The organism is Winogradskyella aquimaris (genome assembly GCF_042676105.1).
GTDB lineage: Bacteria > Bacteroidota > Bacteroidia > Flavobacteriales > Flavobacteriaceae > Winogradskyella > Winogradskyella aquimaris.
Genome location: NZ_JBHTJQ010000009.1, coordinates 1 through 15934, shown reverse-complemented (window position 1 = coordinate 15934; position 15934 = coordinate 1). Strand labels below are relative to the sequence as shown.

The following is a 15934-nucleotide window of genomic DNA, read 5'->3' as shown; positions in this document are numbered from 1 at the left end:
TAGGTGAAAATCTTAGATTGGTACATACTCAAACGTTATTTGCTTACATTTTTAATGATGTTGCTACTATTTATACCAATTGGTATTACGGTAGATCTTGCTGAAAAGGTTGGTAAGATTATAGAAAATAAAGCCCCTTTTGGAGAAGTAACGGCATACTACTTGGATTTTACGGTATATTTTGCAAATCTATTATTTCCACTATTCTTGTTTTTGTCGGTCATATGGTTTACATCCAAGCTGGCCAATAATACCGAGATTGTGGCATTTTTAAGTTCTGGTGTATCATTTTCAAGATTTTTAAGACCTTATCTTATTGGGGCGACTATTGTTGCAATTATAGCATTGGTTTTAGGAATGTATTTAGCGCCAATTGCTAGCCAAGGGTTTAACGAATTTAAATACGAATACCTCAAAAAGAACAAAAAGATACAAAAAACAAGAGATGTATATCAGCAAATAAATGACAATGATTACATCTATGTAAGTAGCTTTATTCCTGAAAGAAAAGTTGGTCAGAATTTTACCTATGAGCATTTTGAAGGTAATGAATTGAAATATAAAATCTTTGCAGATAATATTAGATATATCGAAAAAGATAGCAGCTATAGATTAACATCTTATATAAAACGATCTTTTGAGAATGGTATTGAAACCGTTGTGAAGGAGCGCAGAAAGGATACTATTTTCCGTTTCGAAATTGAAGACTTAACACCTGTAGAATATGTCGCTGAAACAAAATCTTATGGTGAATTACTTAAGTTTATCGAGGCAGAGAAAAGAAGAGGTTCACCAAATATTGGGAGATACGAAGTAGTAAAACTTAAAAAATGGAGTTTGCCGGTTTCAATTTTTATACTAACTATAATTGCGGTCGCAGTATCCTCAGTAAAACGAAGAGGTGGTATGGGTGTCAATCTTGCATTTGGAATTGCCATAGCAATGATCTATGTCTTTTTTGATAAAATATTTGGTGTAATGGCAGAACAGTCTAATTTTTCACCCATAATAGCGGTATGGTTTCCTAATATAATATTTGGTATTTTAGCTATATACCTTTTACAAAATGCCAAACGCTAGATTTAAGGATTATCTTCATTTACATTTTTTAGTATTTATAGCTGGTTTTACAGCCATACTTGGCAAGGAAATATCGGCAGGTGCTACAGCTATTGTTTGGTATAGAATGGCCATTGCGGCCGTACTTATGTTTATTTACATAAAACTAATAAAGCTTAATATTAGGGTAAGCAAAAAAGCAATTGTTCAATTTTCTGCAGCAGGTATAATCATTGCACTGCATTGGATCACTTTTTTTGAGTCTATAAAGCAATCAAATATTTCAATAGCCTTAGCAATGTTTTCCTCAGGTGCTTTTTTCGCTTCCTTTATAGAACCTATTTTTTTTAAAAGGCGTATTTTACCTTATGAAATATTTTTTGGCTTAGTAGTTATACTAGGAGTATTTTTAATAACTAGTAGTGAACTTAACTATCTCAATGGTATAGTACTCGGTTTGCTTTCTGCTCTTTTTTCAACCTTATTTGCCGTAATTAACGGCCGGTTTATTGAGCGGTATAATGCAACAGTCATATCATTTTACGAATTCATCAGTGGAGTTATATTTCTAAGTTTATTCATACATTTTTCAGGAATTCATTTTAACGAAGAATTCTTTACACTTTCAAAATTGGATTGGGTTTTTATATTCATTCTAGCTTCGGTTTGTACTGCATATGCATTTATAGGTGCTGTAGAGGTTATGAGATACATCAGCCCATTTACGGTAATTTTAACTTACAATTTAGAGCCGATTTACGGGATTATTTTAGCGTTATTCCTTTTTCCTGAAACTGAAAAAATGTCATCGCAATTTTACATCGGTGCTGTATTGATTATAGTTATGGTGCTCCTGGACGCCATTTTAAAAAACAGGAAAGCTAAAAGGCGAAAAAAGTTATTGGCTAACAACTGAGTTTGTATACTGATGGTATGATTTTACTTTAGAAGATAACCCAATGAGAACCTACTTTCGTAAATTTTTCTATTAAAAATAAATAAGAATACGTAGGTTTGTAAACTTAACTAACTAAAACATTAACTTCAAATTGTATGGAATATTTAGAGTTTGAATTACCCATAAAAGAATTAGAAGAGCAGCTAGAAAAGTGTCAAATTATTGGTGAGGAGAGCGATGTAGACGTTACGGAAACATGTAAGCAGATTGAAAAAAAGCTAGCTGAAACAAAAAAAGAAATCTACAAGAACCTTACGGCATGGCAACGCGTACAATTATCCCGTCATCCAAATAGGCCATATACTTTAGACCATATAAGAGCACTTTGCGGTGATTCGTTTTTAGAATTACATGGAGACAGAAATGTAAAAGATGATAAAGCGATGATAGGTGGTTTAGGAAAGATTGGTGATCAAAGCTATATGTTCATTGGCCAACAAAAAGGCTATAATACCAAAACCAGACAATATAGAAATTTCGGAATGTCTAATCCGGAAGGCTACCGTAAGGCGTTGCGTCTTATGAAATCTGCGGAGAAGTTTGGAATTCCTGTCGTAACTTTAATTGATACTCCAGGTGCATATCCAGGTCTTGAAGCTGAAGAAAGAGGTCAAGGTGAGGCTATAGCTAGAAACATTTTAGAAATGTCGCGTTTAAAAGTGCCGATAATAACGATTATTATAGGTGAGGGTGCTTCTGGCGGTGCCTTAGGTATAGGTGTAGGGGATAAAGTAATGATGTTAGAAAATACATGGTACTCAGTGATTTCTCCAGAATCTTGCTCATCTATTCTATGGAGAAGTTGGGAATACAAAGAACAGGCTGCCGAGGCGTTAAGATTAACGGCCAAGGACATGAAGCGAATGAAGCTTGTAGATCAAATCATAAAGGAACCTCTTGGTGGAGCACATACAGATAGAGAAAAAACATTTTTGGCTGTAAGAGATGCAATTGTAAAATCTTATGAAGAGCTAAAAAACTTATCACCAAAAGAATTGGTCAAAAATCGTATGACTAAATACGAAGAAATGGGAGTCTACAAGGACTAATTCCAACAAACATAAGCTACTATAAAAAACTGAAGTTTATACTTCGGTTTTTTTTGTCGCTATTAACAATATATTTAAGTTATTAACAGTTAGATTGTTGAAGACCTGTTGAGATTGAAAATTACCTTATATGCAGTTCATCGATACTATTTAATTACATTTGTTACTTATGAAACAACCCAACCCAATACAAGGTTATAAAGTCGATAAAGGCACTGTTATTAGTTTAGAGAAAGGTAAAATACCCCCTCAAGCTATTGATTTAGAGGAAGTTGTGCTTGGAGCGATGATGATTGACAAAAAAGGTGTCGATGAGGTTATTGATATTTTAAGTCCTGATGCATTCTATAAAGATGCGCATAAATATATATTTGAAGCTATTTTCAAATTATTTGAAAATAGTGAGCCGATAGACTTATTAACCGTTTCTGCTCAGCTTAAGAAAGATGAAAAATTAGATTTGGTTGGTGGTGATTTTTACCTCATTTCCTTAACACAACGTGTATCATCTTCTGCACATATTGAGTTCCATGCACGTATCATTCTTCAAAAGTATATACAGCGGAGCTTAATTAAGATTTCAAACGAAATTATTGAAAACGCTTACGATGAAACCCAAGATGTTTTTGATCTTTTAGACAATGCTGAAGCTAAGCTTTACGAAGTTACCCAAGGCAATGTAAAAAAATCAACGGAAACAGCACAAAGTCTTGTTATACAGGCTAAAAAGAAAATTGAAGAAATATCAAATAAAGAAGGCTTAAGCGGTATACCTACAGGCTTTGAAAAATTAGATAAATTAACTTCTGGTTGGCAACCCAGTGATTTAATTATTGTGGCCGCAAGACCTGGTATGGGAAAAACGGCATTGACATTAACAATGGCAAGAAATATTACTGTAGATTTCAATCAAGCAGTAGCCTTTTTTTCGTTAGAGATGTCTTCAGTTCAGTTAATTACACGATTAATTTCTAGTGAAACCGGATTGTCTTCAGAAAAATTAAGAACGGGAAAATTAGAAAAGCATGAGTGGGAGCAGCTTAATGTGAAGGTAAAGACCTTAGAAAAGGCTCCATTGTTTATTGATGATACTCCTTCGCTTTCCATTTTTGATTTACGCGCTAAAGCCAGGAGATTAAAATCACAATATGATATTAAGGTCATTATGATTGATTATTTACAATTGATGACTGCTGGTGGAAGTCAAAAAGGTGGAAACCGTGAGCAGGAAATTTCTATGATATCCCGTAACCTTAAAGCGCTTGCTAAAGAATTGGATGTACCAGTAATCGCGTTGTCCCAATTATCTCGTGCTGTTGAAACACGTGGTGGTAGTAAACGACCGTTATTGTCAGATTTACGTGAATCGGGAGCTATTGAACAAGATGCAGATATAGTTTCTTTTATCTACAGACCAGAATATTATAAAATAGACGAGTGGGATGATGAAGAACGTTCACCAACTGAGGGTCAAGGCGAGTTTATAGTAGCTAAGCACAGGAATGGTGGTTTGGACAATATTAGATTGAAGTTTATAGGTCATCTAGGGAAGTTTGATAATTTAGATGATTTTGATATGCCTCTTGAGTTTCAGTCTAAATTGAATGCGGCTGCCAACGATGATACCTTTAAGCCAGATAGTTTCCCTTCTGCTTCAGATGCCTTTGACGGTCCTGATGATGATGGTGTACCTTTTTAACAGCAATTTATAATTTAAGAGCCTCTTTTTTGACGTATCTTTACGACTCGTTTTTTAAGAAGAAATTGCCTCATGTTAGACCAAAGACGTACGACTAATATTCTGTTATTAATCGTTGTTATACCCTTAATATTTTATTTATTAAAAGTCCTCTCTTTTATTTTTATTCCGTTGATTTTTTCAATGTTTATTGCATTATTGTTTTTACCACTAATGCGTGAACTTGGACGAAAAAAAGTTCCAAAATTTCTGAGTATTCTAGTAGTCTTGCTTTTGGTGTCTGCAAGTGTTTATCTAGGTGTTGAATTAATTCAGTTATCTAGCAAGGAAATTCTAGCAACAAAGTCTGAATTCTTTCCTAAAGCAGAAGAAAAATTGGCTGATTTAAAGGTTTACCTTTCAGATAGTTTTGGAATTGTATTTGAAAAGGAACAGAATATTCTAGCTCAATTTTTTGAAAAGGAAAATATTGGTTCAACCTTTGGATTTTTAAGAACGTTTTTGACCACTTTATTAATGACTGCTTTTTTTGTGGTCCTTTGGTTAGCAGAATCAATAAATGTTCATAATCTGTTGAATACCACAATTTTGAAGCAAAAGCATACCTCTGTTAAGACGTTTATGAAAATAGAGAAAGACCTTATAAAATTTATAAAGGTCAAGTTTCTAGTAAGTGCTTTAACGGGTTTGTTCACTGGTCTAATGTGTGTGTTCTTTGATGTCAGTTTTCCTATATTTTGGGGTTTGTTTGCTTTTGCTATCAATTTTGTACAAATGGTTGGTTCATTTGTTTCAGTCATTTTACTTTCAATATTTGCCTTTGTCGAGTTAGATCCGACAAGTACTTTATTCTTTTTTATTCTGTCCATAACACTGGTTCAGGTAGTTTTTGGTGCTATTTTGGAGCCAATTTTTATGGGTAAATCTTTCTCTATAAATATCATTGCGGTTTTGGTTATGCTTATGTTTTGGGGTTTTTTATGGGGTATTCCAGGTTTAATCATGGCAATCCCAATAACAGTCTTTATAAAGATTATTTTAGAACAATTCCCAAGCACTAAGATTATTGCTAGTTTGTTGTCTGGTAAAGAAACCAAAATAGAAAAGCTCTAAGACTTTCACTTTTCAGAAATATATTTTAAGTATCTTTCTACTTAAAACACAACTATGGTTCATGGAACACACAATGCTATAGAAGACTCAAGAAATAAAGATATACTTATTTCAATTAATGATGAACTTTGCCATAGGTCCGAAGCAAAAATATCTGTTTTTGATAGTGGTTATTTGGTAGGTGATGGAGTTTGGGAAGCATTACGACTTCATGATGGGGTTTTGGTCTTTTTAGAAGATCATTTGAATCGCCTTTGGCAATCTGCTAAAGTCGTTGGAATGGCATTGCCATTCTCTAAAAAGGAATTAGAAGATAAAATCTGGGATACCTTAAAGGCTAATCAAATGACTGATGGAGTCCATGTAAGGGTAATGATTACTAGAGGAATAAAAAAAACTCCATCACAAGACCCAAGATTGACAATTACAGGTCCGAATATTGTTATTATTCCTGAGTATAAAACAGCTTCGAAAGACTCAAAAGATAACGGAATAACCCTATTTACAAGTACTGTCAGAAGAGGCTCTCCAGATTATTTAGATCCACGATTGAATTGTCATAGTAAGTTACATGAGGTACAGGCCTTGATTCAAGCTATTGAAGCTGGTGCAGATGAAGCGCTTATGTTAGATGTGAATGGATTTGTCGCTACATGTAATGCAACAAACTTCTTTATAATTAGAGATAATCAGGTTTGGACTTCGACAGGCAAGTATTGTATGAATGGAATCACAAGGTCTAAGGTTATTCAAATTTGTAATGATAACAACATTGATTGTTTAGAAAAAGACTTTTCATTGTTTGATGTTTATGGAGCTGATGAAGCCTTTGTAACAGGAACATTTGGTGGCTTAACACCAGTTACCAAAATAGATGGAAAAATAATAGGAAAAGGTGCCTATGGTGCTTTGACCAAAAGATTATCTAATCTGTATGAAGACCTTATCCGTAAAACCATTAATGATGGAAGGGGTTAAACGAATCTGTTTATGGTCTGGACCAAGAAATATATCAACAGCTTTGATGTACTCTTTTGCACAGCGAAAGGATACCAAAGTATTTGATGAACCATTGTATGCCTATTATTTGAGACATCACCCTCAAGCACGTCAATACCATCCAGGTGCAGAGGACATAATTGAAGCTATGGAAAATGACGGTGATACAGTAGTGGCAATGATGCTGTCTAATTCCGAAAAACCGGTTTTGTTTTTTAAACATATGACACACCATCTTTTAGGATTGGATAAAGGTTTTATGAAGAACACCGTCAATGTTATTCTTACAAGAGACCCGAGAGATATGTTATCGTCCTTTTATAAGGTCATTCCAAATCCAACTATAGATGATGTTGGTTATGCGCTTCATTTAGAATTGATGAGCTATTTTAAAGGCAACTCCATTCCATTTATAGTTATGGAAGCAAGAAGGGTACTAGAAAATCCTAGACATTGCTTAACCGATTTATGTAGGTTTGCCGGTATTGCATTTGACGAAAATATGCTGTCTTGGAAACCACAACAAAGAGTAGAAGACGGTATTTGGGCAAAGTATTGGTATCACAGTGTTCATCAATCTAGTGGTTTCCAAACATACAAACCGAAAACAGACCCATTTCCAAAACATTTAATTCCACTATTGGAAGACTGTTTGCCCTATTATAATACCTTAATGGATTATGCTATTTAGCTCTTAAAAGAATGATAAAATGAACAAAAAAAGACTAAAATTTGGTTATATTTCGATCTAAATCTATGAATTTGAAAAAATTAGTCCTCATATTATTTATCCTTTGTTTTGGTTTTAATGGCTACGCATCTTACATTTTAATTCCAATGGATGCAGAATCTCAAGAAAATCATTTAAAAGCTTATGGTGTGACCTACTGGACTTTAGAGCGCGAACTAAAAGTAAATTGGTTATTAAATTACAGAGGGGGCTCCTTCTTATTGCCAGATGCCGAAATTATTCAGCGTGAGTGCCAAATTAGAGGGGTTTCTTTCGAAGTCATTTCAGACTCTAAAGCAGCGGAAATACTTAAGGAAATTAGTAGTCCAGCTGTAAATCAGGAAGCTGTGGTTTTAGAAAAAGCACCAAAAATAGCTGTTTATACGCCTTATGGTAAGCAACCTTGGGATGACGCGGTTACGATGGTATTAACATATGCGGAAATTCCATACGAAACCATTTATGATGAAGAGGTTTTAAATGATGAGCTACTGCTGTACGATTGGTTGCATTTGCATCACGAGGACTTTACTGGACAATATGGGAAATTTTACAGAACCTATCGTTCTGCAGCATGGTATATTGAGGAAAAGAAAGCTGCTGAAGACTTAGCTCAAAAGTTGGGTTACGATAAAGTTTCTGAAGCAAAATTAGCAGTAGCATTAAAAATTAGAGATTATGTTGTAGGTGGAGGTTTTATGTTTGCCATGTGCTCTGCAACAGACAGTTTTGATATTGCTTTGTCAGCAGAGGGAGTAGACATATGTGAGCCTATGTTTGATGGTGATGGCAGTGATCCTGGATATCAAAATAAAATTGATTATTCAAAAACTTTTGCCTTCAAAGACTTTATTCTAGAACGAAGTCCTAATGTTTATGAGTTTTCTTCTATAGATATGACGCAAAAGCGTCAGATACCATTTAAAACCGATTATTTTTCTTTAATGGAATATTCCGCCAAATGGGACCCTATACCAACCATGTTAACCCAAAACCATACATTTTTAGTTAAGGGATTCATGGGACAAACGACCTCTTTTACAAGAGATCAAATAAAATCTAATGTTTTGGTAATGGGAGAGAATAGGACAAATGGCGAGGCCAAATATATTCACGGGATTAAAGGTAAAGGGTTCTTTACGTTTTATGGAGGTCACGATCCGGAAGACTATACGCATAGAGTAGGTGACCCTAAAACAGAACTCGATTTGCATCCTACCTCACCAGGGTATCGACTGATATTAAATAATGTTTTGTTTCCAGCGGCAAAAAAGAAAAAACAGAAAACATAATTAGAATATTTTCCTGAATCTTAAAGTATCAAAAATAAATTTAATGAAAGGAAGGAAATAAGATATTCTATATAAAACAAAAATTTGATAATAAATCATTCAAACACTTTAGATGTAGTTTTTCTTTTTTTTGATAAAAAAATGGTATCGAACTGTTTAACTTGAATGCTTTTAAGTTTGTCATCGTTTAAGTTTTGGAAGATTTATATCTTTAATATTCTATGAAGTTTTTTCAGAAGGAAATAAAATTAAAACCATATAAACGTGGTTTTCACCTCATAACTAATGTGATTATTGAATCAATACCAGAAATTAAATCTATAGGTGTTGGTCAATTACAAGTATTTATTAAGCATACTTCTGCGAGCTTAACAATTAATGAAAACGCAGACCCTACTGTGAGACTAGATTTTGAAAGTCATATGAACATTATGGTTCCAGAAAACCAACCTTATTATAAGCATAACTATGAAGGATCTGATGATATGCCAGCTCATATAAAGGCATCGCTCATGGGTGCTTCAGTAGTAATTCCAATTACAAATGGTAAATTAAATTTAGGTATTTGGCAAGGTATTTATTTGTGTGAGCATAGAAATAATGCTTCAGGAAGAAACCTTGTGATAAATCTTATAGGACAATAACCAAAAGATAAATAAAAAAAGCCAATCGTTATAGATTGGCTTTTTTATAATATTAGTATCAATTTTTAATTAGCGCTTTGATAATGGAAGTAAGTCGCCCAACTATTTCCAGGGAAATCACATCCGTCTGCCCAAGCAGTCTCATCGCAGTCACCTTCGTTACAAATTACTTCTTTAGGGATTATAACAGGCTGTTTCCCATCTTGAGGAATTAAAATTATAGCAACGTATTCTCCACAACTTGGTACATAACCATCATTTTGTGTTGCGATGCTTATAATTTCTGCAACACGATCCAAGCTTATGTCTCCTAATATTTGTGGTTGTGTCATCCAATTGTATAATTGTTCGGCAGTATTACCTTCAATTAAACTCCAAATAGCCAACTGAACATCACCCATAATATAAGTTTCATTTGTTTCTAAGTATTGCTGACCAACAAAACTATAATTTAGGATAAAATTGATTTCATCGTTTATACCTTGAACATCAAATGGACCATTATTTACGAACGCTTCATTTGGGATGTCATCGTAGGTTGAGTATACTTGTGCTATGTCAACACATTGCCCATTATTTAGACTGGACTCGTAGTCTACGCACCATGCTTCGAGATTGACACCACTTAAACTATTGCCCTCAGCAACGGTAATTTCAAAATAAGAGTTTTCTGTATTTGGCGCCTTATTGGTTACACAAAAACTAACTTCACCAGGTAGATTAAACCCAAAGTCATTCGAAGCACTGTTGTCTTCAACACAATTCACCACGGCATGAGCTGCAATATAAGTACCTTTAGAAACGGGCACAGTATAAGATACTGATGAAACACAGTCATGTGAATCAGAATATTCAAATTGACCGATTTTTGGATTTCCACCTCCATTTATCGGGAAATCAGACGGCGTCTCAACAACAGAAAGATGCGTTTCAGTTAAACAATATTGAGCACTAAATACACCATAGGTAATTAGGTAGTTATCTTCAACGACTTCTACGGTAACTTCTCCCACTAACATATTTTGACCCGCGTACAAATTGGTAGACTGCGATACTGCACAGTCTTGTGAAATGACAAAAAGATTTTGATTACCTTTTTTAATAGGTTTTTTTCCTTTCCTTTCTGAAATACTTTCTGAGTCCATTGATTCATTACTGCAGTTGTAATTTAACACAAGACCAAAAATCAAAAGCAAGTAGAATAAACTCTTTAATTTAAAAATTTTCATATTAATTGATTTAAATGAATTAGTTTCATATGCTATTAATCAATTAATCTCTAAATTAAGGAATACTTTACTATATCAATATTTATATCGTGGTAATGATATAATTATTCGTTTAATAACCTCAAAATATGAATTGTCTTTACTATCAACAACTTTTATTTTATTTAGCTATGAAACCATATCTTTTTTATTAAGATTATTATTTGAATTTCAAATATTATTTTCAATTAACAAAATTAGCTTATTGATTTGATTCACATATATTTACTTATAGGTATTCATAACTTTTTTTCTTTTACCTGATGCTAAAAGAGGTATTTCGTTAACGTATTTTATTTTGATATTTGAGTTTTGACCAAATTGAGATTTTACAATTTGGATTAACTCATCTTCCTTTTGAAATTTATCATAAACATTGAGCTTTATTAAAAAGTCTTTTTTGCCTGTTTGCACAAATTGATATTGTCTAATATTTTTAAAAAAAGGATAGAAGATCGTATGAATAAGGTGAGGTGAAACGATAGCACCCTTTGTATCATACACTTGGTCCATTTTTCTTCCATAGATTTTTTTCAATTTATAATTTTTGTAATGTTTTGTATTATCAAATGCACCAACATCACCTGTGTCATAGCGGATTAAGGGCATACAATAATTAAACAGATCAGTTATAACTATTCGACCAATTTCTCCATGCTCAGCTGGTTCATCACAATCAAATTTCAAAATTTCTAGATGGTAGCTAGCCCAATTAAAGTCAAATAGGTCTTCCTGCGTATTAATTCCTTGTTGTGCCAATATTCCCATTTCTTCATTAGAATATCTCGAAACAACATTAGTTTCAAAGAAATCTTCTAGCCAATGTTTTAAATTTTTATCTAAATACTCCGAAACGGTTATGATTGATTTTATGTTAAATAATTTCTCTTTATTTATGTGATTATTCCTGAAATATTCCCGAATGGTCTCAAAAGCTGAAGGTAGACCAACCAAAACTTTAGAGGTATTACCCTTGTATAATTTACCTATTAAAGTGTTGACTTGTCCTATATTAAACTTAGAAACATCTATATAGTCGATATTTTTTAGAAATGAAGAAATTGCGTTAGCCTTGGGCATTAGCCTCCATGATTCCAGAAATAATAAACTATCGCCTACTAAATAACCAGTCAGATTGCTGAAATAAAGGACATCAGCCGTATTCCTTAAGCGCTTATGTTTGTTATGGAACACATTAAAGGGAACACCTGTGGAGCCACTAGTAGAAACTTCATAGTTTTTTAGATTTAAATAATTTTGAGATTGAAATAATGAGAAATTTTGAATTATAGTATTCTTATCAATTACAGGGAATTGTTCAATATTATGAGATTTTTTTTGAGCCTTATAAAAAGGGGTCGTTTGATAAGCATGGCTCAAAAGGCGATCCAAATATCTTTCTCTGATATAACGTGATTTATCATCAAAGGGATTTTCTAGAATTGTCTTTACGTCCTTAAGATTTTTTCTTACAGGACCTCCTTTCAAAGCATCCAAGGCCCAAAAGGACGTATATCTCAACCGATTTAGATAACTCATAATTAAAGTTATTAAATTAATCTATTAGCAAAAAAAAATCCGGTTAAAAACCGGATTTTCTAAGCGAAATGTTGTTATTAATTTGGCTAAAAGCCCTATTTAACTTTGTTTACTATAGCTTCAAAAGCTTCTGGATGATTCATTGCTAAATCTGCAAGAACCTTGCGGTTCAATTCAATATTGTTAGCTTTGAGTTTGCCCATAAACTTAGAATAGCTCATCCCGTGTTGTCTTGCACCTGCGTTAATACGCATAATCCATAACGCGCGGAATGTTCTTTTTTTGTTTCTACGGTCTCTATACGAATATTGCATCGCTTTGTCAACCGCATTTTTTGCTACTGTCCAGACGTTTTTACGTCTTCCCCAGTATCCTTTTGCTTGCTTAAGAACCTTTTTTCTTCTGGCTCTCTTCGCAACTGAATTTACTGATCTTGGCATTTCTTAAATTGTTTTTTTGTAGTAGGCGACCAAATCTTGGTACTTGCTAAATAATTTTGCCTAACTCCAGGGTTTATAATTAATTTTAACCGGTAAAATTTAATATTACTTTAAACGCAACATTAATTTTACATTTTCCTCATCTGACTTATGTACGGTAGTATCATGAGTCAAGGCGAGTTTACGCTTTTTTGATTTTTTAGTCAAAATATGACTTTTAAAAGCGTGCTTTCTTTTAATCTTACCAGTGCCAGTTAGTTTGAAACGTTTCTTAGCACTCGATTTTGTTTTCATTTTAGGCATTTTGTCCTAGATTTAATTTACGTTTCGCTTATCTTATGCGCTATAATCTTAAACCATAGCGTAATTTATTTTATTTTTTAGGAGCAATGAACATAATCATTCGCTTACCTTCAAGTTTTGGCATTTGTTCTACTTTGCCATACTCCTCAAGATCTTGAGCCAATCTTAATAATAAGATTTGCCCTTGTTCTTTAAAAACTATTGATCGTCCTTTAAAAAACACAAATGCCTTAAGTTTTGCTCCATCCTTTAGGAACTTGATAGCATGTTTCTTTTTAAATTCATAATCATGGTCATCAGTTTGAGGACCAAATCTAATTTCTTTTACGACAACTTTAGACGCTTTTGCTTTTAGAGCTTTTTCACGTTTCTTTTGCTCGTAAAGAAACTTTTTATAATCCATAATCTTACAAACAGGAGGATTAGCATTTGGCGAAATCTCTACAAGATCTAATCCTTGTTCGTCAGCCATGGATAATGCTTTTTTAATTGGGTAAATGCCAACTTCGACATTTTCACCTACTACTCGAACTTCTTCAGTTCTAATTTTAGAATTTATACGATGCTTGTCCTCTTGGGCTTCTCGTCTATTATAACTCCTTCTGTTTCTACGTATTGCTATGGCTTATTCTTTTTAATTAAACTTTATTTATTAAAAGTTTTTAAACTTTCTTTTACTTTTTTATTGATCATTTCAGAAAAATCACTCACACTAACTGTTCCTAAGTCTTCACCACCATGCTGTCTTACAGTAATGGTATTGTCTTTTTCTTCTTGCTCCCCAACAACGATAATATAAGGATATTTTTGCATTTCTGCTTCTCTAATTTTTTTCCCTACAGTTTCGTTTCTGTTATCAACGAGGGCGCGAATTTCGTTATTTTCTAACAAATTTAAAACTTTTTCGGCGTATTTTTCATATTTCTCACTCACAGAGAGCACAATAACTTGCTCTGGCATAAGCCAAAGTGGGAAATTTCCACCAGTGTGCTCGAGTAGAATCGCCACAAAGCGCTCCATACTACCAAATGGAGCTCTATGAATCATTACGGGCCTATGTAGTTCGTTATCACTTCCCTTATAAGTTAAGTTAAAACGCTCGGGAAGATTATAGTCTACTTGAATGGTACCAAGTTGCCATTGGCGGCCAAGAGCATCTTTAACCATAAAGTCTAATTTGGGACCATAAAACGCTGCCTCTCCAGTTTCAACAACATAGTTGAGACCTTTGTCTTTTGCGGCATTAAGTATTGCTTTTTCTGCTTTTTCCCAATTATCGTCACTACCAATGTATTTTTCAGGTTTTTCAGGATCTCTTAAAGATACCTGAGCTGTAAAGTCTTCAAAACCTAAAGAACCAAAAACATATAGCACAAGATCAATAACCTCTTTAAACTCAGTGTCAATTTGGTCTGGAGTGCAAAATATATGAGCATCATCTTGGGTAAAACCTCTAACACGAGTTAATCCATGTAATTCACCACTTTGTTCATACCTGTATACCGTTCCAAATTCTGCAAAACGTTTTGGTAACTCCTTATAGGAATACGGCTTGTTATTATATATTTCACAGTGATGAGGACAGTTCATTGGTTTTAACAAAAATTCTTCCCCTTCTGCAGGTGTATTTATAGGTTGAAAACTATCTTCACCGTATTTAGCAAAGTGTCCCGATGTAATGTATAAATCCTTATTGCCAATATGAGGAGTGACAACCATTTCATATCCAGCCTTTTTTTGTGCCACTTTTAGAAAGTTCTCAAGCCGTTCTCTTAAGGCCGCACCTTTGGGTAACCATAACGGTAATCCTTGTCCAACTTTTTGAGAAAAAGTAAACAGCTCTAGTTCTTTCCCAAGCTTTCTGTGGTCTCTTTTTTTGGCTTCTTCCAATAAGTGTAAATATTCCGTTAATTCCTTTTGTTTAGGAAATGAAATACCATATACCCTTGTGAGTTGTTTTTCGTTTTCATCACCTTTATAATAAGCCCCCGCTACACTAAGTATTTTAACAGCCTTAATTATACTCGTATTAGGAATGTGGCCTCCACGACATAAATCCGTAAATGTAGAATGATCACAAAAACTTATTGTTCCATCTTCAAGATTCTCAATTAAATCTACTTTATATTCATTTTTCCCTTTATAATATGAAAGAGCTTCCGACTTAGAAACATTTCGCATTATAAAATCATGTTTACCGCGAGCAATTTCCATCATTTTATCTTCAATTGTTTTGAAGTCTTTCTCAGAAATGGAATTATCACCTAAATCTACATCGTAATAAAAACCATTTTCAATTGCTGGTCCTACCCAAAGCTTAACATTAGGGTAAAGTTCTTCTAAAGCCTGAGCTAATACATGAGCAGTAGAATGCCAAAAAGCTTTCTTGCCCTCATCATCTCTCCATGTATATAATGTAAGACTGCCATCTGTGGTTAATGGAGTGGTGGTTTCAATAATAGTATCATTGAATTTTGCTGAAATAACATTACGCGCAAAACCTTCGCTAATATCTACAGCCACTTCATAAGGAGTTACATCTTTATTAAAAGATCTAACGGAACCATCAGGTAGAGTAATTTTAATCATTAGTCGTTTATATAAATTTAGCCCACAAAGATATACGTATATATATTAAGGACAAAGTGAAGCATTTAATAAAATTTAACTTCATGTAATGTGTTGGAATTTAGACTGCTAAAACATTCCCTAAATAAAACCTTTAAAAGTATTTGGTAGTAATTAAAAGGGTTTTATATTTGCAGCCCCTAAACGGGAGGCCTATGCCTCGAGAGGGGGAAGTTCATACCGTGATATTGGATCTGTAAAAAATAAAATTAT

The 15934-nt window shown here is 33.6% G+C and carries 15 protein-coding genes; 9 read left to right on the top strand and 6 right to left on the bottom strand.

Annotated features, from left to right (window positions below; all coding sequences use genetic code 11):
• Positions 1–3: 3 nt before the first annotated feature.
• From ACFQ1K_RS06905 to ACFQ1K_RS06865, 9 genes are all read left to right on the top strand, one after another.
• Positions 4–1080 (top strand): LptF/LptG family permease, encoded by a 1077-nt coding sequence (locus ACFQ1K_RS06905; RefSeq protein ID WP_320555487.1) that lies wholly within the window; start codon positions 4–6, stop codon positions 1078–1080.
• On the top strand, positions 1067–1975 hold the full coding sequence (locus tag ACFQ1K_RS06900; protein WP_320555486.1) for a DMT family transporter: 909 nt from the start codon (positions 1067–1069) through the stop codon (positions 1973–1975). Before ACFQ1K_RS06905 ends, ACFQ1K_RS06900 begins: the two co-directional genes overlap by 14 nt.
• Positions 1976–2112: 137 nt before the next feature.
• Positions 2113–3066: an acetyl-CoA carboxylase carboxyltransferase subunit alpha gene (locus tag ACFQ1K_RS06895; RefSeq protein WP_320555485.1), complete on the top strand. Its 954-nt coding sequence runs from the start codon at positions 2113–2115 to the stop codon at positions 3064–3066.
• A gap of 169 nt (positions 3067–3235) precedes the next feature.
• On the top strand, positions 3236–4765 hold the full coding sequence (gene dnaB / locus ACFQ1K_RS06890; protein ID WP_320555484.1) for a replicative DNA helicase: 1530 nt from the start codon (positions 3236–3238) through the stop codon (positions 4763–4765).
• Positions 4766–4837: 72 nt separating this feature from the next.
• A complete protein-coding gene (locus ACFQ1K_RS06885; protein WP_320555483.1) occupies positions 4838–5878 on the top strand; it encodes an AI-2E family transporter in 1041 nt (346 codons plus the stop codon).
• A gap of 54 nt (positions 5879–5932) precedes the next feature.
• On the top strand, positions 5933–6856 hold the full coding sequence (locus ACFQ1K_RS06880) for an aminotransferase class IV (RefSeq protein ID WP_320555482.1): 924 nt from the start codon (positions 5933–5935) through the stop codon (positions 6854–6856).
• The gene (locus ACFQ1K_RS06875) at positions 6813–7568 is read left to right on the top strand and encodes a sulfotransferase-like domain-containing protein (protein WP_320555481.1); all 756 of its coding nucleotides are present in this window, start codon (positions 6813–6815) and stop codon (positions 7566–7568) included. Before ACFQ1K_RS06880 ends, ACFQ1K_RS06875 begins: the two co-directional genes overlap by 44 nt.
• Before the next feature lie 146 nt (positions 7569–7714).
• On the top strand, positions 7715–8899 hold the full coding sequence (locus tag ACFQ1K_RS06870) for an asparagine synthetase B (protein ID WP_386134044.1): 1185 nt from the start codon (positions 7715–7717) through the stop codon (positions 8897–8899).
• 221 nt (positions 8900–9120) lie between these two features.
• On the top strand, positions 9121–9543 hold the full coding sequence (locus ACFQ1K_RS06865) for a secondary thiamine-phosphate synthase enzyme YjbQ (protein ID WP_320555479.1): 423 nt from the start codon (positions 9121–9123) through the stop codon (positions 9541–9543).
• 65 nt (positions 9544–9608) lie between these two features.
• Here the strand turns inward: ACFQ1K_RS06865 and ACFQ1K_RS06860 are convergent, their stop codons facing one another.
• From ACFQ1K_RS06860 to thrS, 6 genes are all read right to left on the bottom strand, one after another.
• A complete protein-coding gene (locus ACFQ1K_RS06860; RefSeq protein ID WP_320555478.1) occupies positions 9609–10772 on the bottom strand; it encodes a hypothetical protein in 1164 nt (387 codons plus the stop codon).
• Positions 10773–11036: 264 nt separating this feature from the next.
• On the bottom strand, positions 11037–12350 hold the full coding sequence (locus tag ACFQ1K_RS06855) for a CoF synthetase (protein WP_320555477.1): 1314 nt from the start codon (positions 12348–12350) through the stop codon (positions 11037–11039).
• A gap of 95 nt (positions 12351–12445) precedes the next feature.
• On the bottom strand, positions 12446–12790 hold the full coding sequence (gene rplT, locus ACFQ1K_RS06850) for a 50S ribosomal protein L20 (protein WP_073081329.1): 345 nt from the start codon (positions 12788–12790) through the stop codon (positions 12446–12448).
• A 105-nt stretch (positions 12791–12895) separates the two neighbouring features.
• Positions 12896–13093, bottom strand: a complete 198-nt coding sequence (gene rpmI, locus ACFQ1K_RS06845; RefSeq protein WP_224527853.1) for a 50S ribosomal protein L35 — start codon at positions 13091–13093, stop codon at positions 12896–12898.
• A 70-nt stretch (positions 13094–13163) separates the two neighbouring features.
• A complete protein-coding gene (gene infC / locus ACFQ1K_RS06840; protein WP_320555639.1) occupies positions 13164–13709 on the bottom strand; it encodes a translation initiation factor IF-3 in 546 nt (181 codons plus the stop codon).
• 29 nt (positions 13710–13738) lie between these two features.
• A complete protein-coding gene (thrS, locus tag ACFQ1K_RS06835; protein WP_320555476.1) occupies positions 13739–15682 on the bottom strand; it encodes a threonine--tRNA ligase in 1944 nt (647 codons plus the stop codon).
• Positions 15683–15934 lie beyond the last annotated feature (252 nt).